Source organism: Streptococcus fryi, assembly GCF_053206505.1.
Genome location: NZ_JBRUGW010000017.1, coordinates 1 through 19,126, shown reverse-complemented (window position 1 = coordinate 19,126; position 19,126 = coordinate 1). Strand labels below are relative to the sequence as shown.

Below are 19,126 nucleotides of genomic sequence, written 5' to 3'. Positions count from 1 at the left end.
AAATGTATCGGTTTTAGTAACGATTGATAGCAAGTATTGAAAGATATTGAAATACTTTAGTTAGTTTCCTACTATAAATATAGTGTACTTCTACAAGGTCAAATAGTAATGAAAATCCTAAAAATATTAAATACGGTCTCAAATAAGAAACAAAAAGCAGTCTTCAATAGAGACTGTTTTTTTAATTATAATAACTGAAATAGAGCTTGGGGAAAATTGCCCCAAGCTCTTAAAAATTACCCGTTATTTCAACCTTATTTAACCGATAGCTAGATTTTAACCTTTTTCAGTCCAAGGTGTTGCTGTCGTTTCAAGAACTTTATTCAACTCATCAATATTGCGGAATCCTTCTTCACGCAACCATTGACGTGCTGCATCCGGTCCTTCTTCAATATAAACCTTGACAGAACCTGCCCAAGTCGCACGACCACAAAGAACACCATTGAATTTTGCACCTGATTCAGCTGCAAAGACAAGAGTTTCTTGGAATAATTTGCTTGATACGCCAGCTGAAAGATAGATATATGGCAATGGTGAAGCTGCATCTTGATCACGGAAGTATTGAGCTGCTTCTTCTTTCGTGTAAACCACTTCTCCAGTTGAGAAACCTTCAACAAAGTTCATGTTAACAGGCACTTCAACTTTAAGAACATCAACATTGAAACGATCTTGAGCAAATACTTTCATTGCTTCAATAACCTTACGAGGTTTTACTTTAGCAAATTCAACACTTGAATTATCAGCAATCTTCTCATCATATGACAAGATTTCAAGGTAGAATGGAATATCCTCAGCCACACACTCTGAACCAATACGTTCAATGTAAGCTTGTTTTTGAAGGTTAGTGTACTCATCACTATCCACATCATAGTAGAGCAAGAATTTCACCGCATCAGCTCCTTGCTCTTTCAAGCGCTTAGCTGACCACTCAACCAGGCAGTCTGGCAAACGTGTTGTGGTGCTTGCATCGTAACCTGTTTTTTCATAAGCCAAAAGAAGGCCTGCTTTTTCATCTTTAACCTCAACGGCTGGTAAACCAAATTCTGGGTCTAACAAAATAGATGAAGCATACTTTGTTAACTCTTCTGATACAAGAGATTTCAACTCTTCCATCTGTGCAACAGTAGGTGCTTCTGTTTGGTGTTGTGCCATCATTTTACGTAAAGCACCACGTTGGTCAAATGCGAGAGCTGAGATAATGCCACGGTCATTTGATAATTGTTCCATTGAGCGACGTTTTTGTTCTGTAAGTACCATTTGTTATACCTCTTCTACTTTAATTTGTTGATATAAGTTGTCATAATTGGCCATATTGACATGACCAGTCATTTTTTCTTGAGCATTTAACATACCCAAAACCATAGCTTTTTTTAATAAAGAATAATCATCCTCATGATGTTTCAATGCTGAAGCAATACCAGCAACTGTGGAATCTCCAGAACCTACTGGATTAACCACATCTATTTTAGGAATTGTGACACGGTAATAGATATCACCATGTTTAGCAAAGGCTCCTTGACTACCAAGCGAAACAATAATCCACTCTATCCCTTCAAATAAGTCATCTTGTAATACCTCTTGAAGTTGTTTAATATCCTTATCAACTGTAATGCCTAATAATTGTGATAATTCTTCATTATTCGGCTTAATAACTGTTGGCTTAGCCTTTGACTTTAAAACAGCTTCTAAAGATTCACCTGAACAATCTAAGACAGTCGCCTTGTCTAATTGTTTAGCTAAATTCACCAAGGAAACATAATAATCCTTTGGAAGACCTGCCGGCAGACTCCCAGAGATGGCAACAACTTCTGTTTCTGCCAAAAGCTCCTTATAGTGTTCAATAAACCCTTGTGCCTCTATCTCCAGTAACGTAGGTCCTGACTCTAAGATCTCTGTCTGCTGTCCGTTATCATGCAAAATAGCAATGCAGTTCCGTGTTTCCCCAGCGATCTCAAAAAAGGCCTTTGTGACATTATCTGGAATGCGTGTCAGTAAAAACGCTCCCAGTGTCCCTCCAACACAGCCGCTAGCTATCACTCTCTCGCCTAGTTCAGAGAGCACCCTAGTGACATTCAATCCTTTTCCACCTGCAGTCTTAACAACATCTGTAACACGGTTTACCGTATCAAGATGCAAGCTATCCAGAGGATAAGAAATGTCTATTGAGGGGTTCATTGTGATTGTTAAAACCATTTTACCTCCTTTATTGACATTTTTTGACATCTATCAACATCTACAAACGCCATTTTTAAACTTAACCAATAAGATGGCGTTTCCATTTGATATATCATTTTGCTTTCACCATAACTATACTCTCTTTAAACTGAAATGTCAATAGTTTTATGTTTATTTTTGTTTGTTTTTTGTTGTTTTACTTTTATTTGTCTAAATAAATCAATTATGCTATGATAAGGGTATCATTTTATAAACGACTACTAGAATTAAGGAGAATAGCATGCTAAAACGCGAACGACTACAAATTATCTTAGATAAAGTCAATCGTCACGGTCTTGTCACTGTACATGATATTATTGCTGATTTAAGCGTTTCAGACATGACTGTTCGACGTGATTTAGATGAACTTGAGAAAGCTGGACAGTTGATTCGGGTTCATGGTGGTGCTCAAAGCATTCATCAAACGTGGAATTATGAGAAATCAAACTCTGAAAAACTGATGGAACAAATGGCAGAAAAAAAAGCCATTGCAAAGGCTACTCTACCCTTTATCAATGATGGCGAGACTATCTTTATAGGTCCAGGTACAACTATTGAGTGCTTGGCCCATGAATTACTTCACCGGAATTTAAGAATTGTCACAAACAGTTTACCCGTATTCAACATCCTCAAAGAAAGTAAAACCATTGATCTCATCTTAATTGGTGGAGAATACCGTGAAGTAACAGGTGCTTTTGTCGGTAGCTTAGCTCAACAAAACTTAACTAGCCTCAAGTTTTCAAAAGCATTTTCAGCCACCAACGCAGTCACAAAAGACAGTGTTGCAACTTATAGCGAAAGTGAAGGCTCTCTCCAACGCTTAGCCTTAGAAAATGCTCGAGAAAGTTACTTACTAGCAGACCATACCAAATTCAAAAGATTTGACTTTTATGACTTTTATGAAACTAGCAAGTTCAATGCTATTATTACAGATGAGTCTCTTGATGTGACAATCCGAGAATTATTTGAACCATTGGCCCCACTCATTATTGCAGAAATAGTATAATTCAAACAATTTACTAATTGTTTAAACGTCATTTTTATACATATAACCAAAAAGCTGAGCCTAGTTGCTCAGCTTTTTGTATCTTATCACTTTTATTCATTGCTAAGCGCAAAGCTTTTAAATTATCTCTTATAACTAACTATTAACCATTTTTTACGGATTAAAATGCCTAAAGGATTCAATAACGCTGTCTTTACACCGATTTAGCAGACAATATTTGAGCAGTCTTCTAAGATACAGTTTCTTCAAAATAACTATGCTCAACCTACTGCATTCTGACAAATTCAGACAACTCCAAAAGTTTCTTCTGTTGTACTGGCAGCTGTAATAGCCACTTGATATCAGCCATGAACTTATGTCAAATAAGTATTGTGTGACAGGATATCTTCTTCTCTGGACAATCGTTAATAAGTTCGTCGTTGATCATCTCTACTAGAACAATTATTTTTTATAGAAACAGCCTCAAATATCTTCGGCCATTTTATTCAATTTTCTTAACCTATGATTTACACCGCTCTTGGTCAAGGGCTGATCCATACTATCTGCAATTTGTTGGATAGAATAGTCGGGATGGGCAACACGGATTTGAGCCACCTGTCTAAGCTCAAGAGGTAATTCCTCAAGACCAATGGTATCCATGATTTTTATGATATTATTGATGGTTTTCATACTTGCTGATATTGTTCGCGCAATATTAGCTGTTTCAGCATTATTAGCCCTATTGATATCGTTTCTAGCCTCTCTAAGCACCTTGATTTCCTCAAATGCTTCCTTGGCCTGCATGGCATCAATGACTATCAGAAAATCCATGATGTCTTCTGCCTTTTGCAAATAGGTCACTGTCCCATTTTTACGGTCAATTACCTTGGCATCTAGCATAAATTTGTGCATGAGCTTAGCGAGATCCTCTGCATGATCTTGATAGACTGAAAATATTTCTAATTGGTATTTGCCAGAATCCGGCTCTCTAATACTACCAGTAGCTAAAAAGGCTCCGCGCAGATAAGAACGACCTGCCTCATCGTCTGACATAATCGTTTCACCAATCCCTGTTTCAATACCAAAAAAGGAATCAGCCAACTGTAAATCAGCTAAAATAGACTCAACCTCATGGTCAATATAGACGGTATAAACACGATTTTTCTTGAGGTTGGGTTTTTGGTGGTATTTCAATTCTGGCTTAACAGCGTAGCACTTTTCAAATAGAGCATAGATATGCCGAGCTATTTTAGCATTTTCAGTGTTAATGGACAGAGTTAATCCTGAATAAGATAGACCTAAGTTGCCAGATAATTTCATCAAGGCTGATAATTGGTACTGATCAGCCTGTTCTAAGCCGATGAGTTCTTCTTTGACAGTCACCGTAAAACTCATCTTTTATGGCCTCCCAGTAAATTCATCAATTCCTCAACAACTAATGTCCCATCATGAAATGCACCGCCTTTTTCCAACCGTAGAAAATCTGATGAAATAACACGTTTGACCTGTTGGGACAAGCCTTTAAAATCATGCTCAACTTGAACCAAATACTCATCAAATTGGTTGTTGTTCATATAATCTTGTGGTACTGGCTCTATATTAACCAACACTGTATCAATGGCATCTCGCCCTAGATGTCTGTTTAAGACAGCCACATGATCACTATCTGTAAAATGCTCTGTCTCGCCATACTGTGTCATGATATTGCAGACATAGGCAATTTCAGCCTTGGTTTTTAACAGGGCTTCTTTGATTTCTGGAATGACAAGATTTGGCAAAATAGAAGTAAACAAAGACCCCGGTCCTAAGACAATCATGTCACTCTGTAAAATACTATCCACAACCTTTCGACTAGCCTTTGGCTCCTCATCATTGTAGGAATTCGTGACATAGACATGGTCAATCATACCCTGATAATCAGCAATCTTGCTCTCACCCACCACTTCATGACCATCCTTAAAAACAGCATGAAGGGTCAAGGCTTCCTCACTAGCTGGATAAATTTTCCCTGTGATATGGAAAAATTTCGACAGGATTTGCATGGCATTATAGGTAGATCCTTGCATTTCCGATATACCTGCAATAATAATATTCCCCAAGGGGTGACCCGACAGAGCACCTTCATTAGCGTTAAAACGGTATTGAAAAATACGTTCGTAAAACTTAGGCATATCACTCATAGCTACTAAAACATTGCGTAAATCGCCAGGAGGCGTCAATTGCATGGCTGAACGAAGTTCGCCTGAACTACCACCATCATCAGCGACCGTAACAATAGCTGTAATATCAACATCTTTGTGGCGAAGGCTATCCAGAATAACGGGAATCCCAGTCCCTCCACCAATAACTGTTATCTTTGGTTTTCTCATGATCGATTGACTGTCTCCTTACGCTTAGTACGGTCACGATGGCTCTCATTAACAAGCCATTCGCTAGCCAAATCTTCTGACAGGCGGTGAGCAAATGCTGCACTCCTATGCTGACCTCCAGTACAACCAATAGCAATGGTCAATACCGACTTACCTTCCTTTTGATACCCCGGTAAAATGGGTTTCAAGAGCCCTATAAGGTGGTTGTAAAAATCCTCTGATTCTGGTTGAGACATCACGTAGTCATAAACAGGTTGATCAAGTCCTGTTAAATCTCTCAATTCTGGCAAGTAATAAGGATTGGGTAAAAATCTAACATCAAATACCAAATCAGCATCTAGGGGCAAACCATATTTAAATCCAAAACTCATCACCTCTATGCGAAAACTCACTTGATTCGTTTCAGATGAAAAATATTCAGAAATCGTTTGGCGAAGCTGACGTGGTGTTAATTCGCTGGTATCAACCACATGCTGACTCATACTCTTTAGAGGAGACAACAACTCTCTTTCCAAACGTATTCCGTCTAGGACACGGCCTGTCGTCGCCAAAGGATGACTTCTTCTGGTTTCTTTATAGCGTGACACCAGTTCAGTATCTGTCGAATCCAAAAAGAGAATTTTGAAATTCACGGTGTCATTGCTTTCCAAATCATCTAAAATGGTGCTTACTTCCGTAAAGAAACGGCGGCTACGCATGTCAACCACCATAGCCACTTTATCAGTATCACTGGTATGCGCCAATAATTCTAAAAATTTGGGTAAAAGGGTCGGTGGCATATTATCAATGGTAAAATAGCCTAAATCCTCAAAAGACTGAATAGCTACAGTTTTACCAGCACCACTCATGCCCGTCACGACCACTAATTGCATCTGCTTATCTGACATCACATTCCTCACTTTCCTAGTCATCTCATCAGTAACTACTATTATAGCATATTACACAGACATCAAATCTAAAATTCCCTCAGTTCTATACGATAAAAAGTCGGGTCGTTCATTCCCCGACTTCTGATGAGACTACTAAAAAGATTACTCACATTTACCTATTATTAAAACGTTTCATAACTTTCGCAATATCTCGTTCTTGATCACGTCGTTTGATTGCTTCGCGCTTATCATAGTCATGTTTCCCCTTAGCTAGACCAATCAATACCTTAGCGAAACCATCCTTGATATAGACTTTCAAGGGAACTAGGGTCATGCCTGTTCCTTTGATTTCATTTGCGAGATAGGTAATTTCACGTTTTTTGAGTAAGAGTTTACGCAAACGTGTCGGATCTTGATTCCAAATGTTGCCTTGCTCAAATGGGCTAATATGCACATTCACCAACCAAGCTTCGCCATTTTTAATCTGAGCATAGCCATCTTTTAGGGTGATACGAGCAGCACGGACACTTTTTATCTCTGTTCCTGTCAAGACAATACCAGCTTCATAAGTGTCCACTATCGTATAATCATGCCTCGCTTTCTTATTTTGAGCGACGACGTTTCCTTGTCCCTTTGCCATGTTTCGTTCCTTTCTTTGCAATATCCTTATAAAAAGCTTTTTTAGATGAGGACTTTTGGGTCTTTGACGATTTTCGCTTATCAGATTTTTCCTGTCGTGTCGGTCTTTCCTCATGACGTCTGTTTCTTCCTCGAGAGGATTTTTGTTGCCTCTCAACTACGTCTAATTCACTTGGTAGATAAGCAAAATCAATATCACCAGTCTCCTTGTCAGCTCGAGTTAATTGAACCTTAATCGCTTGGCCGACCTTAAAGACAACACCTGACTTCTCACCGTGTAGAGTCATCGTGCGTTCATTGTAATGGTAATACTCAGGCAACTCTGTCACATGAATAAGACCTTCAATGGTATTTGGCAATTCCACAAAGACACCAAATTTAACCACACTAGAGACAATGCCTTCAAAGACTTCTCCAACATGTTTCTCCATATATTCCGCTTTTTTCATCGCTTCAACCAAACGCTCTGCATCTACGGCGCGACGCTCCAGACTAGAGGATTGTGTGGCAATTTCGGGAATACGCTGCTCAAAGTGGCCGATCTTATCATCAGTGATATGACCATACTCTCTAATCAACCGATGGACAAGCAAGTCTGGGTAACGTCGAATCGGGCTGGTAAAGTGTGTATAGTATTCAGCAGCCAAGCCATAGTGACCATGATTATGCTCAGAATAACGGGCTTGTTGCATGGAACGAAGTAACATCATGGCTAACACATCACTGCCAGGTTGACCTTGGATACTTGCCATAACATCCTGGAGAGCTTCTTGCGAAATCTTGTTTGCAGTGCCACGAATCGTAAGACCAAACACACTCGCATAGTCAATAAACTTTTGTAATTTTTCAGCTTTCGGCTCTTCGTGGATACGATAGATAAATGGTAACTTGGCTTTTGCAAAATGCTCCGCAACGCACTCATTAGCCGCAAGCATAAAGGACTCAATCAAACGCTCTGCTATGCCACGTTCACGTACCTTGATATCAACTGGTAGTCCCTTATCATCAACAATAATTTTTGCCTCATGCGTATCAAAATTCAGACTACCACGATTTATTCGCATTTGTTCCAAAATCGTATGTAAACGAACCATCTGATCAATACTTGGCAACAAATCTTCATATTGACTTGACAAAGCTTGATCCCCTGCAATAATAGCATTGACATCACTGTAGGTCATCCGATGAGCTGTCTTAATAACAGATTGAGTGATTTGATAATTGACCACACGACCTTTGGGACTAATTTCCATAATCGCTGACTGGGTTAGACGGTCAACTCGGGGATTTAGAGAACAAATCCCATTCGATAAACGCTCTGGCAACATCGGTACAACACGGTCAGTCACGTAAACACTGGTACCTCGACGAAGAGCCTCCTTGTCCAGTTCAGAGCCTTCAGTCACATAGTAAGAGACATCCGCAATATGCACACCTAATTCAAAGTTACCATTGTCCAAGAGCTTGATATGTACGGCATCGTCCAAGTCCTTAGCATCAGCCCCGTCAATCGTAAATGTCAATTCTTGACGTAAATCAACACGCCCCATGTAATCCTTATCAAGCGGGGCTTCTGGAATAGCTTCTGCTTCTTCTAAAACCTTATCTGGAAAAGTTGACACAATGTCCATTGACTCCAAGACTTCCAAGACATCAATCCCAACCTCACCAGCATGCCCAATAATCTCACGGACAAAACCGACAAAATAATCCTGTTCTTTGGTCGGATACTGCTCAATATCAACCTTAATGATTTCGGTACCATCAAGAACAAGTCCATTTTGACGAACATAAATCTTCTGACTAATTTTTTGGTTTTTGCTCTTGATATGACCTGCATATTTAGGATGTCGATCATCTATCACAAACTGACCGACAACTGTTTTAAGGCTACGTTCGATAATGCTAACAACACGTGCTTCAGCAGCCGTTCCTTTTAATCGGTCAGCAACTTTGGTAATCGCAATCTCAACAATATCACCATCAATCGCTTGATTGACATCTTGACGCCCAACAAAAAGATCGTTTTCTGCATCATCAACGGTCACAAAACCAAAACCTGATTTATTCGCACGAAAAACACCTTGTAACGTTATTTCTTTTTTCTTCTCTTCTTGATCTCTAAGTGCAATCTCACCACTATCATCAAACCTGAGTTTTTTCTGTCCTTCTAAGCGAGCAATCATCTTAATCAAATCGCGAAAATCCGATGAAGCTGTTAAACCAAGTCGTTGCGCCACTGCATCAACTCTCGATTGCCCATACTCCTTTAAATCTGTTAAAATCTTGTTTTCCATATTTCCTTTTTTCTAAATCCATCAATCAGCTACATGTAGTTCAAACCTGTCGTTTTATATCAGTCATGAACATTCCATTAGCCAAATGATAAGATTAATAGACTAACTACCAAGGGAGGTACTTGGTTCCTAAAAAACAGGAGCAAGGTAACCAAAACACATAGACGCTTGATTCCCTCACTCCCAATTGCAATACTATTCTAACTCATCTCAAACTCAATAACTACTCATCATTAAAATAAGATGCAACAAGCATCATTTATTTACTTGACAAGATTGCTAAAGCCAAAGCCACTGCTAACCAAAAGAAAACTAGTACACCCGTAAAACGTTGCATAAAGGCTTCGAAACCACGTGGTTTTGAACGTTCAAAAAGCGCTTCAGATCCACTACTATCGAAAACATTACTACTTGGGTTTTTCTGTGGTTGCATAAAAATAGCAATAATTAAAATAGCTGATAAAACTAGCAATAGGGTTAGTAAAATACTATACATTGTCATTCCTCCACAATTGTCTCTGCCATTGTATCACAAAGTGACCTAACTTTCAACATGTAAGGTTACTTTTCGTTCTTTCGGACAATACTTTGTGACTTGAATTTTCTCAGGATGATTGGTTTTATTCTTACTGGTTAGATAGTTTTTACTTCCGCACTCACTACATTTTAGGTTAATTTTGACCCGCAACGATTTTCTCCTCACTCTACTTCGCAATCTTAGACACTACATTATACCATATTTTAAAGGCTTGATGAGATTATTTCAACATAAAGGTTTTTGGCGCAAAATGCCTGACAGCTATGTAGCCCACCACTAAAAAGGCTAACATAACCCCCATGATAATAGATAAACTAAAACTGAGCCAACAATTGATTCAATTGGCTAAAAGTCGCCGTCAAATCACCATTATTATCAATAACATGTGTCGCTAAGCGCAGCTTATCCTCCAAAGGCATCTGACTATTGATACGCTGAACAGCTTGGTCTTTAGTATAACGACCACGCGCCATCAAGCGCTCAATCTGAGTCGATGGACTAACGTATATCAACCAAGTCTCATCACACCAAGCCTCATACCCCAATTCAAATAGCAACGGAATATCCATAAATACCAAGTCGTGTCTGACGAGTAAGTCATCTTTTTGCCTAGCCAATTCTTTTCGAATAATGTCATTTTGCAAATCGCTAGATATCTCTCGATTGGTATCATTTGAAAAAATGAGCTCTGATAATTTGGGACGATCTAACTCTCCATTATCTAGTAAAATCGTTTGACCAAAAAAATCAACCAAGGCCTTGTAAAGTAAGCCTCCTTTTTTCTGTAAGTCATGCACCACTTGGTCTGAATCAATGACAGGATAACCTTTGTCTCTCAGCACCTGAACAACTGTTGATTTCCCAGAAGCAATGCCTCCTGTAATACCGATTACTTGTTTCATAAGCGTTGACATTTGGGACAAAAATGCGTCCCCCTCCCTCCTACTTTAATCTTGACAATTGGCGTAGCGCACCTCGAACATGGTTTATCTGTCTGACCATAGACTTCTAGGAAATCTTGCATGGTGCCTGCTTCTCCCAATGCGTTTTGGTAAGTCCTGATAGTTGAACCACGCTTGTCGACTGCCAACTGTAAAATACGAATTGTCTCGTCATGAAGTCGATTGATTTGAGCTGATTTTAAACGGCTTGACACTTGCATCGGATGCACTTTACTCGCCCAAAGCACCTCATCAACATAAATATTGCCAAGACCAACAACAAGCGTTTGCTCCAACAGATAAGGCTTTATGAGTTTTTTCGATGACAATAAGGCTTGTTTAAAAGGCGCCAATTTAAATGCCTCTACTACTGGCTCTGGGCCAAGTTTTTTAGACTGAAAGAAAGCCTCTTCCTGACCTTTGTCAACTAATTCCATCGTGCCAAATTTGCGAACATCCTGATAAACAAGCACAGTATCATCACTCAAAGAAATAAAGGCATGAAAATGCTTATTGTTTGGAACATCATCTTTTGAAAATGACAGGTACTTGCCCTCCATCCTCAAATGCGATACGATGATATGACTCTCTAATTCGAGGACTAGGTATTTTCCACGACGCCTAACAGCTTGAAAGGTTTGTCCTTGGGCAACATGTCTCAATTCCTCTGCACCTGTCACGACCATACGTGGATAAGAAAAAACAAGATTGGAAATCCGTTTACCAACCAACAACTTCTCTAAACCACGACGAACCGTTTCTACCTCAGGTAATTCTGGCATAAATTCTCCTTCATACAGACATTTCTATATGCTTTATTGTATCATAAAAGCCTGATGAGATTAAAGAAAAGAGTGAGACCATAAGACAACCCTCTACATTATCTGACGTCTCACTCTATTCAATTATCCTTCTTTAACAAGAAGCGTCCCCACCTCTAACAACCGAATGCCTAAACGGTGTTGATCTGCTAATAAATCATAGACAGCATCCTCACTCAAGACACCGCATTTTATGTGGTCAAAAGCACCAATTTGTGCTTTTTCAAAATCCGACATAAAAACCTCACTCGTATAATAATCTCTTAAGGTTAAGTAGGCCTTTTGATGTTCTTCGACTTTGGACAACAAAGCATCCAACTCTTCTAGCAAGGCACTATGCTCATCCAAAATACCTTCCATCACTTCAATACGTTTCACATCACTCATTAGCTTCTCCTACTTATTAATCTGATGCCATGTCTCATTTTCAAAATAAAGATAATCCTCAGATAATGTATCATTTTCAAATATCTCTAACATATCTAAAAACCCTTCAGCCAGTTGGTACTGTGTTAACATTGACCGTTCTACCCAAAAAACGTCACCTTCCCTACTTGAGGTTAAATCCCCAGAAAAAGTATCTGTTTTATAGAGAAAGACGATATAACGGTAGTCTCCCCGACGGTGTGTAAACTGTTTGACACCACACAATTTTAAGTTAGAAATAGTTAGTCCTGTCTCCTCATAAACTTCTCGGATAGTTGAGTCTACAAATGATTCCTTAGGCTCAACATGACCACCAGGAAAAGTCACTCCAGGCCAATCAGGATTTTTCCGATCTTGAACCAAAATCCGACTACCGTCATAAATCATGCACATATTAGTTAAAACCGTTGGCTCTATATTTGCCATACTGCACCCCACATTTCTATTTACTCTAGCTTTTAAAAACATGACTACTTTCAGAATAATAGTATTGCTACACTACTCTACTGATTAAAGTATAACACAACCAAATCGTTTCATGCCATATGCACATATGTAGCATGAGTAGTCAAAAAATAAAACAATTGAAGTTGACTAATGAATACTAGCCAAAACCATAAGCTGTAAGACCCTCATTCTGATCACAGATCATCTCTGATGAATAACAATAACAAATAAAAGGGAGCGGGGCGAAAATCGTGATTCCATAGAAATCGATTGGCTCTCCCCACTCCAATAAAATTGCTAGTTTGGAAACTCTTGCCCAAACATGTTCACTAACCTCCCAAATAGGCCTTTCTAACCTCATCTGAGGTAAGCAATTCCTGTCCTGTACCTGATAAGACTATATGGCCTGTTTCAAGAACATAACCTCTGTCTGCGATTGATAAGGCTTTGTTTGCATTTTGTTCAATTAAGAGAACTGTTGTCCCTTGTTTTTGAATATCTTGGATAATATCAAAAATTTCTTGGATAAAAATTGGTGCAAGTCCCATAGATGGTTCATCAAGCAACAACAATTTAGGCTGACTCATCAATGCCCTCCCCATAGCAAGCATCTGTTGCTCACCACCAGACAGTGTCGCTGCATCTTGATTTTTTCGCTCTTCTAAACGCGGAAAGCGTGAAAAGATTTTTTTCAAATTGGCCTGATTTTCTTCACGATTAGTTTTTAGAAATGCCCCCATTTCTAAATTTTCCATAACTGTTAAACCTGAAAAAACATGACGGCCTTCTGGAACCTGTGACAAACCACTAGCCACAATCTTTCTAGCTGGTACTTTTTGAATGTCATTTCCTAAGAAAGTAATACGGCCAGCACTAGGTTTTACTAATCCTGATATTGTTCTCAAAATAGACGTTTTCCCCGCTCCATTAGCACCGATGAGAGTTACAACTTCTCCTTCATTTACCTCAAAGGAAACATCTTTAACTGCCTCAATTACACCATATTGAACAGAGAGATTCTCAACCTTTAACATACTCATTAGATGTCACCTCCTAGATAAGCTTCAATGACACGTTTATTATTGCGAATGTCTTCAGGAGTTCCCTGAGCAATGAGACGGCCATATTCTAACACGTAGATACGCTCTGTGACTTCCATAACCAAGCTCATATCGTGCTCAATTAGGATAATCGTGATACCAAACTCATCTTTAATACGACGGATTAAGGCTGTTAATTCTGCTGTTTCTTGTGGGTTCATACCTGCAGCAGGCTCATCTAAAAAAAGAATTTTAGGATTTGTCGCTAAGGCACGAACAATCTCAAGTCGACGTTGCTGACCATAGGGTAAATTTTTAGATAAGGTATCTGCATCACCTTGTAAATCAAACATGCTCAATAATTCCATAGCCTTTGTTTTCAAAGCCTCTTCATTTTGATAAAATGTTGGCAATCTCAAAAAAGAAGCTAATAGATGAGCAGGTTTATTATTGCTCATTCCAATCAATACATTGTCTAAAACAGTCATATTTTTAAAGAGACGAATATTTTGAAAGGTACGTGATAAGCCTAAAGATGCAATTTTATCCGGAGACTTACCATTTAAAAGCCTATTATCAAGAGTGATTGTTCCCTCAGTTGGCTCATATACACCTGTCAAAAGGTTGAATAAAGTTGTTTTACCAGCACCATTTGGCCCAATCAAACCAACCAATTCACCCTCGTGAAGTTCCATACTCACATCACCTACAGCAGTCAAACCACCAAAGTTTTTTGTTAATCCTTTAACCTCAAGAAGTGCCATGCTTGCCCTCCTTCTTCTTATTCATCAACTGACTAAATAGCAATTCCTTCGTTCCCAATAAGCCACCTGGTCGGAAAACCATCACCAAGATTAGGGCAATTGAGTAAATAATCATTCGAAATTCTGAAACACCTTGTAAAAACATGTTTAAAACACCCAGTATAACTGCTGCAACAATTGTTCCAGTCATTGACCCTAAACCACCAAAAACAGCTATGATAAGGTAATCAATCGAACGCATAACTGTAAAATCTTTAGGAACAACTGTGCCAATATAACCAACATAAAGAGAACCAGCCAAAGCTGCCGTCATCGCAGCAATTACAAAAGTAATGACTTTGATTTTAGTTGTATTGACACCCATTGATTCAGCAGCAATGTCATCCTCTCTAACAGCAATTACTTGTCTGCCCATTGGACTTCTTAAAAAGTTCATAACCAGAACAACAACCAAAATAACAAAGACAAAAACAACAGGCCACGTTGTGTATTTTAAAATACCTGAAATCCCTGCCGGACCATTTGTCAAATCCTCGCCATTGATAATCAAGATACGAATGATCTCCGAAACACCGAGTGTTGCAATAGCCAAATAATCACCTTTTAGACGTAAGGTAGGAATACCAACAACTAGCGCTACCACAGCTGATATCAGCATACCTAGCAAGATAGAGAGGTAGAAACCATCGTAAGTCGGTAGATACTTGGTCAAAATAGCCGTAGCGTAGGCTCCGATAGCCATAAAACCTGCTTGACCAAGCGAAAACTGACCTGAGAACCCCAAAATCAAATTGGTACCAACTGCCATAATGATACTAATACCAATTCCCATCAAAATTTGGGTATGATAAATCCCTAAAACGCCCGTTGATGTCAGTGCCGATAATAAAGCAAAAATAAGGCTAATCATAGCAAGCCAAGCTAAAATAACTCTTGTATTTCTTTTCATGACTACACCTTCTCTTTCACATTTTTACCAAGGATACCTGCCGGACGAAGTAATAAAATCACAATCAAGACAGCATAAACAACTAAATCACGGTAGCTAGATAATCCAATCGAAACAGAGAATGTTTCTAACAAGCCAATCATAAAGCCACCAATAGCAGCACCCGGAATCAACCCAATTCCTCCTAGAACAGCAGCTACAAAGGCTTTTAGACCTGGTACCATACCCATTAGAGGATCAATCGAATTATAGTACAGACCGATTAACACACCTGCGGCTCCTGCCAACGCTGAACCTAAAGCAAAGGTAAAACTAATCGTCGCATTAACATTTATTCCCATTAGTTGTGCTGCATCACTATCTACAGATACTGCACGCATGGCTTTACCCATTTTAGTTTTCTTAACGATAAATTGCAGAGCAACCATCAAAAACAAGGACACTCCCAAAATCGTTAACTGAACGTTAGTAACACTGATAGGACCAAGATGATATTTCACCGTTTTTAAAACTTGTGGAAAAGCTCTAGTATCTGCCGATACTAAAAACACCATACCATTTTCTAATAAAAATGACACACCAATAGCAGTAATAAGGGCTGCAATCTTAGTTGAGTTCCGCAATGGTCGATAGGCCAAATACTCAATCAACATTCCTAAACAAGCTGTCAATAGCATTGTTAACAACAAAGCCACAAAAAAATTTAATTGAAAAGCACTAATAAGATAATAGCCAATGAAGGCCCCCATCATATAGAGATCTCCGTGGGCAAAGTTAATCAATCGAATAATACCATACACCATTGTATAGCCTAAAGCTAATAAGGCATAAACACTACCCAAAATCAACCCATTAACAAGTTGTTGTAGCATAAGCTCACCAAACTTTCTAATTCATTATTTAAATAAAAATCTTTCAATAGCCTAAGACAAAGAATAAGAGGAGGGCTTTTCTTGGAGAACTCTCCTTGCCCCTCCTCATATCCATCGCTATTCTCAAAACTTATTTTGTTTCAACTGCCGTTGCTGAAACTTCCTTACCATTTTGCAACTCAATCATAATAGCTGGCTTAACAGGATTATGCTTGTCATCCATAGTCATTGTTCCTGTCACACCTTCAAAATCTTTTAAAGTAGCCAAGTTTGTTGCAATCTCCTTAGATGACTTAGCACCTTTTGCCGCATCAGCAAACATGTAGACAGAATCATAAGCTAGAGCTGCGAACATATTTGGTTCTTCACCGTATTTTTTCTTATAATTGTCGACAAATTTAGCTGCCTTGTCTGATAAATCAACCTTTGTCGAATAACCAGAAACATAGTAGACGTTTGAAGCGTTCGCTGCACCGGCACTTTCAATAAATTGTTCATCATTAAAACCATCAGGTCCTAAGATTGGTTGATCGATACCAAGCTCACGTGCTTGTTTAGTAATCAAACCAGACGCTGTATAATAGCCTAAAAGGACAACAGCATCAAAGTCTTTACTTTTAACATTTGTCAACAGGGCTTGGAAATCTTTATCTTCTGATTGGAAAGATTCCTCTGTAACGATTTCACCAGCAAATTCTTTTTTGAATACTTCTGCGATTTTCTTAGAATAATCACTAGACTTATCGTATAACAAGGCAACTTTCTTAGCTTTTAAAGTATTTGTTGCATATTGTGATAAGACATTTCCTTGATAACTATCTTGGAAGGTTGCTCGGAACACAAACTCATTCACACTACCATCTTTTGAAAGGGTCAGTTCATCTAATGTTCCTGAAGGCGTAATCATTGGAACACCCGCCTCTGTTACGTTCGGAATAGCTGCCGAAGAGCCTGTCGAAGTCGCTGGACCGATAATGGTTGCTACCTTACTTTCAGTTGCAAGACTTGTAGCAACAGTAGCTGCTTCACTTGTTTCAGATTTATTATCTAAAGCAACTACTTCAATCGCTTTACCATCAACACCACCTGCTGCATTGATTTCTTCAACTGCAAGATCTGCTGCATTTTTCTCAGCTAAACCATAAGCAGCAACTGGCCCAGATAATTCTAAATTGTAGCCAAGTTTAATCGTTTTGACATCTGTTGCAGCTAAATCTACACCAGTAGTTTCCGTATTAGAACTTGGTGCTGCACCACAAGCCGCAAGCACCGAAGCGCTAAAGAATGCCAATGTACCTAATAATAACTTTTTCTTCATAAATCATCTCCATCATTTTCTAAAAAAGAGTATGATATAAGAATACAGAATTGTCAGAAAATTGTCAAGAGTTTGAATTGATTTTTTTTTGAAAAATATTAACGAATAACCATTTCTCCTTATCTGTACAGATTACCAACAAAATCTTGGTCAATATGATCAAGCTGTGATGGTTCTACTGCTTTGATAAATCGTTGCTGCTCCAAATGTTTCGTCACAGTTTTTACTTGTGAGTCATCTACATAAAGAATCGCATAACGCAACCGTTTTGAATGATAAAAAATATTGCCAAACTTAGACAGTTTACGAACATCTCGATTGTAGTAAAGATAGACTGTCAAACCAGTCTTTTTTTGTATGTCAAACATCTATTATCCTTTCTATCTTCTTAATTTATAAGAGTTACTCATAGCATTCATATAGTCCCCATTATACCACAATGATACTTGTTCTGAAACACTATAGCACTCTGTATCCCTTTACATCGCTCTTTATGATATAATTAATCATATATCTATTTAGCGAGGAGTTTGTTGTGAGAAAAACAAGATTAAACAATTACTACCTTAACATGGAAGAACATCATCTTCCTGTCCCTTATTATCATACACAGCGCCGTATCCGTGTTTTATTGCCAAAAGATTACCACAAAGAAGAGTGGGCAACCTATCCTGTCCTTTACATGCATGATGGGCAAAATATTTTTTATAGCAAAGAATCATTTTCTGGCTACTCTTGGAAAATTATACCAACTCTGAAAAATAATAAGCAACTCCCAAAAATGATTGTCATAGGTATCGATAACGCTGAAGAGAATCGATTAAATGAATACGCTCCTTGGATGACTGATGTTGGAACAACACCTGAAACAGCTAGCGTTGGTGGGGATGGCATGGCTTATGCTCAATGGGTTGTTAACACTGTTAAACCTTTTATAGATGATCATTATCGCACCAAAAAAGAACCAGAATACACACTGTTAGCTGGTTCTTCAATGGGAGGTATTATCACTGCTTATATGGGGGCTGCCTACCCCAATGTTTTTGGTCGATTAGGCGTTTTCTCACTAGCCTCTTGGTTTAGTGAAAGAGACTTTCTAAGGTTTTTAAAACATCATCCCCTATTGTCAGAAAGTAAAGTCTTTATTCAAGTGGGTACTAAAGAAGGTGACGAAGTTGATGAACAGTTTGCACCTAATATGAACCAAGCATATATCGACTGTGCTCTTCACTACTATCAATCACTCTTGTCAACAGGTACTCCTCTAGATCAAATCAGACTAAAAATTATGGCCAACGAAATTCATCACGAAAAACACTGGGCCGATCACTTTCTAGAGTTTTTAGAATTTTCCTTATTAGAACACTAAAACCTCATCTCTCAGACAAAAAATCACCACCATATTCAATTTAGTGACACAATTAGATAACAAATCTGACGTCCTGTCTTGCTTGTAAGTTTGGTGATTTTTGTCTTGTCCGAAAAATAAAGCTTCGTTTGACATCATTTTTGGCTCTATAATTTCTGTAGTGGGTAACTCCACCATAGAGATTATAGGGCCTTTTGAGTATCAAAAAGTCCCATATGACCTATAATGAAAAGCAAGCAAACCATCATTAGAAAGCCTCATATGGAAT

General features: G+C 38.6%; 21 protein-coding genes. 2 read left to right on the top strand and 19 right to left on the bottom strand.

Annotated elements, in window-relative coordinates:
* Positions 1-276 precede the first annotated feature (276 nt).
* Positions 277-1,257, bottom strand: a complete 981-nt coding sequence (gene lacD, locus ACVRZH_RS05785) for a tagatose-bisphosphate aldolase (protein WP_447454357.1) — start codon at positions 1,255-1,257, stop codon at positions 277-279.
* Positions 1,258-1,260: 3 nt separating this feature from the next.
* The gene (locus ACVRZH_RS05780; RefSeq protein ID WP_447454356.1) at positions 1,261-2,193 is read right to left on the bottom strand and encodes a tagatose-6-phosphate kinase; all 933 of its coding nucleotides are present in this window, start codon (positions 2,191-2,193) and stop codon (positions 1,261-1,263) included.
* A 262-nt stretch (positions 2,194-2,455) separates the two neighbouring features.
* Between ACVRZH_RS05780 and ACVRZH_RS05775 the strand changes: the two genes are divergently transcribed.
* The gene (locus ACVRZH_RS05775; RefSeq protein WP_447454355.1) at positions 2,456-3,220 is read left to right on the top strand and encodes a DeoR/GlpR family DNA-binding transcription regulator; all 765 of its coding nucleotides are present in this window, start codon (positions 2,456-2,458) and stop codon (positions 3,218-3,220) included.
* A gap of 462 nt (positions 3,221-3,682) precedes the next feature.
* Here ACVRZH_RS05775 and whiA read toward each other — a convergent pair whose 3' ends face one another.
* From whiA to ACVRZH_RS05690, 17 genes are all read right to left on the bottom strand, one after another.
* Positions 3,683-4,594: a DNA-binding protein WhiA gene (gene whiA, locus ACVRZH_RS05770; RefSeq protein WP_447454354.1), complete on the bottom strand. Its 912-nt coding sequence runs from the start codon at positions 4,592-4,594 to the stop codon at positions 3,683-3,685.
* Complete coding sequence (locus ACVRZH_RS05765; RefSeq protein WP_447454353.1) at positions 4,591-5,568, bottom strand: YvcK family protein; 978 nt, start codon at positions 5,566-5,568, stop codon at positions 4,591-4,593. Before ACVRZH_RS05765 ends, whiA begins: the two co-directional genes overlap by 4 nt.
* Complete coding sequence (rapZ, locus tag ACVRZH_RS05760) at positions 5,565-6,455, bottom strand: RNase adapter RapZ (RefSeq protein WP_447454352.1); 891 nt, start codon at positions 6,453-6,455, stop codon at positions 5,565-5,567. Before rapZ ends, ACVRZH_RS05765 begins: the two co-directional genes overlap by 4 nt.
* 154 nt (positions 6,456-6,609) lie before the next feature.
* Positions 6,610-7,077 (bottom strand): SsrA-binding protein SmpB, encoded by a 468-nt coding sequence (smpB, locus tag ACVRZH_RS05755; protein ID WP_447454351.1) that lies wholly within the window; start codon positions 7,075-7,077, stop codon positions 6,610-6,612.
* On the bottom strand, positions 7,040-9,373 hold the full coding sequence (rnr, locus tag ACVRZH_RS05750) for a ribonuclease R (protein ID WP_447454350.1): 2,334 nt from the start codon (positions 9,371-9,373) through the stop codon (positions 7,040-7,042). The genes smpB and rnr overlap by 38 nt, the downstream gene beginning before the upstream one ends.
* Positions 9,374-9,632: 259 nt before the next feature.
* On the bottom strand, positions 9,633-9,869 hold the full coding sequence (gene secG / locus ACVRZH_RS05745; protein WP_447454349.1) for a preprotein translocase subunit SecG: 237 nt from the start codon (positions 9,867-9,869) through the stop codon (positions 9,633-9,635).
* Positions 9,870-9,914: 45 nt separating this feature from the next.
* Positions 9,915-10,061: a 50S ribosomal protein L33 gene (gene rpmG, locus ACVRZH_RS05740; protein WP_447454348.1), complete on the bottom strand. Its 147-nt coding sequence runs from the start codon at positions 10,059-10,061 to the stop codon at positions 9,915-9,917.
* A gap of 164 nt (positions 10,062-10,225) precedes the next feature.
* Complete coding sequence (gene coaE, locus ACVRZH_RS05735; RefSeq protein WP_447454347.1) at positions 10,226-10,813, bottom strand: dephospho-CoA kinase; 588 nt, start codon at positions 10,811-10,813, stop codon at positions 10,226-10,228.
* Complete coding sequence (gene mutM, locus ACVRZH_RS05730; protein ID WP_447454346.1) at positions 10,810-11,634, bottom strand: DNA-formamidopyrimidine glycosylase; 825 nt, start codon at positions 11,632-11,634, stop codon at positions 10,810-10,812. The genes coaE and mutM overlap by 4 nt, the downstream gene beginning before the upstream one ends.
* A 123-nt stretch (positions 11,635-11,757) precedes the next feature.
* On the bottom strand, positions 11,758-12,060 hold the full coding sequence (locus ACVRZH_RS05725) for a DUF4298 domain-containing protein (protein ID WP_447454345.1): 303 nt from the start codon (positions 12,058-12,060) through the stop codon (positions 11,758-11,760).
* Positions 12,061-12,069: 9 nt separating this feature from the next.
* The gene (locus tag ACVRZH_RS05720) at positions 12,070-12,525 is read right to left on the bottom strand and encodes an 8-oxo-dGTP diphosphatase (RefSeq protein WP_447454344.1); all 456 of its coding nucleotides are present in this window, start codon (positions 12,523-12,525) and stop codon (positions 12,070-12,072) included.
* Positions 12,526-12,875: 350 nt separating this feature from the next.
* Complete coding sequence (locus ACVRZH_RS05715; protein WP_447454343.1) at positions 12,876-13,586, bottom strand: ABC transporter ATP-binding protein; 711 nt, start codon at positions 13,584-13,586, stop codon at positions 12,876-12,878.
* A complete protein-coding gene (locus ACVRZH_RS05710) occupies positions 13,586-14,350 on the bottom strand; it encodes an ABC transporter ATP-binding protein (protein WP_447454342.1) in 765 nt (254 codons plus the stop codon). The genes ACVRZH_RS05715 and ACVRZH_RS05710 overlap by 1 nt, the downstream gene beginning before the upstream one ends.
* A complete protein-coding gene (locus tag ACVRZH_RS05705) occupies positions 14,337-15,299 on the bottom strand; it encodes a branched-chain amino acid ABC transporter permease (RefSeq protein ID WP_447454341.1) in 963 nt (320 codons plus the stop codon). The genes ACVRZH_RS05710 and ACVRZH_RS05705 overlap by 14 nt, the downstream gene beginning before the upstream one ends.
* Positions 15,300-15,301: 2 nt before the next feature.
* A complete protein-coding gene (locus ACVRZH_RS05700) occupies positions 15,302-16,171 on the bottom strand; it encodes a branched-chain amino acid ABC transporter permease (RefSeq protein WP_447454340.1) in 870 nt (289 codons plus the stop codon).
* 130 nt (positions 16,172-16,301) lie between these two features.
* Positions 16,302-17,489, bottom strand: a complete 1,188-nt coding sequence (locus ACVRZH_RS05695) for an ABC transporter substrate-binding protein (RefSeq protein ID WP_447454339.1) — start codon at positions 17,487-17,489, stop codon at positions 16,302-16,304.
* A 119-nt stretch (positions 17,490-17,608) separates the two neighbouring features.
* Entirely contained in the window at positions 17,609-17,857 is a 249-nt protein-coding gene (locus tag ACVRZH_RS05690) for a DUF2129 domain-containing protein (RefSeq protein WP_447454338.1), read from the bottom strand.
* Between the two features lie 167 nt (positions 17,858-18,024).
* On the opposite strand from ACVRZH_RS05690, the gene ACVRZH_RS05685 reads away from it, so the two are divergent.
* Positions 18,025-18,858 (top strand): alpha/beta hydrolase, encoded by an 834-nt coding sequence (locus tag ACVRZH_RS05685; protein ID WP_447454337.1) that lies wholly within the window; start codon positions 18,025-18,027, stop codon positions 18,856-18,858.
* Positions 18,859-19,126: the final 268 nt, after the last annotated feature.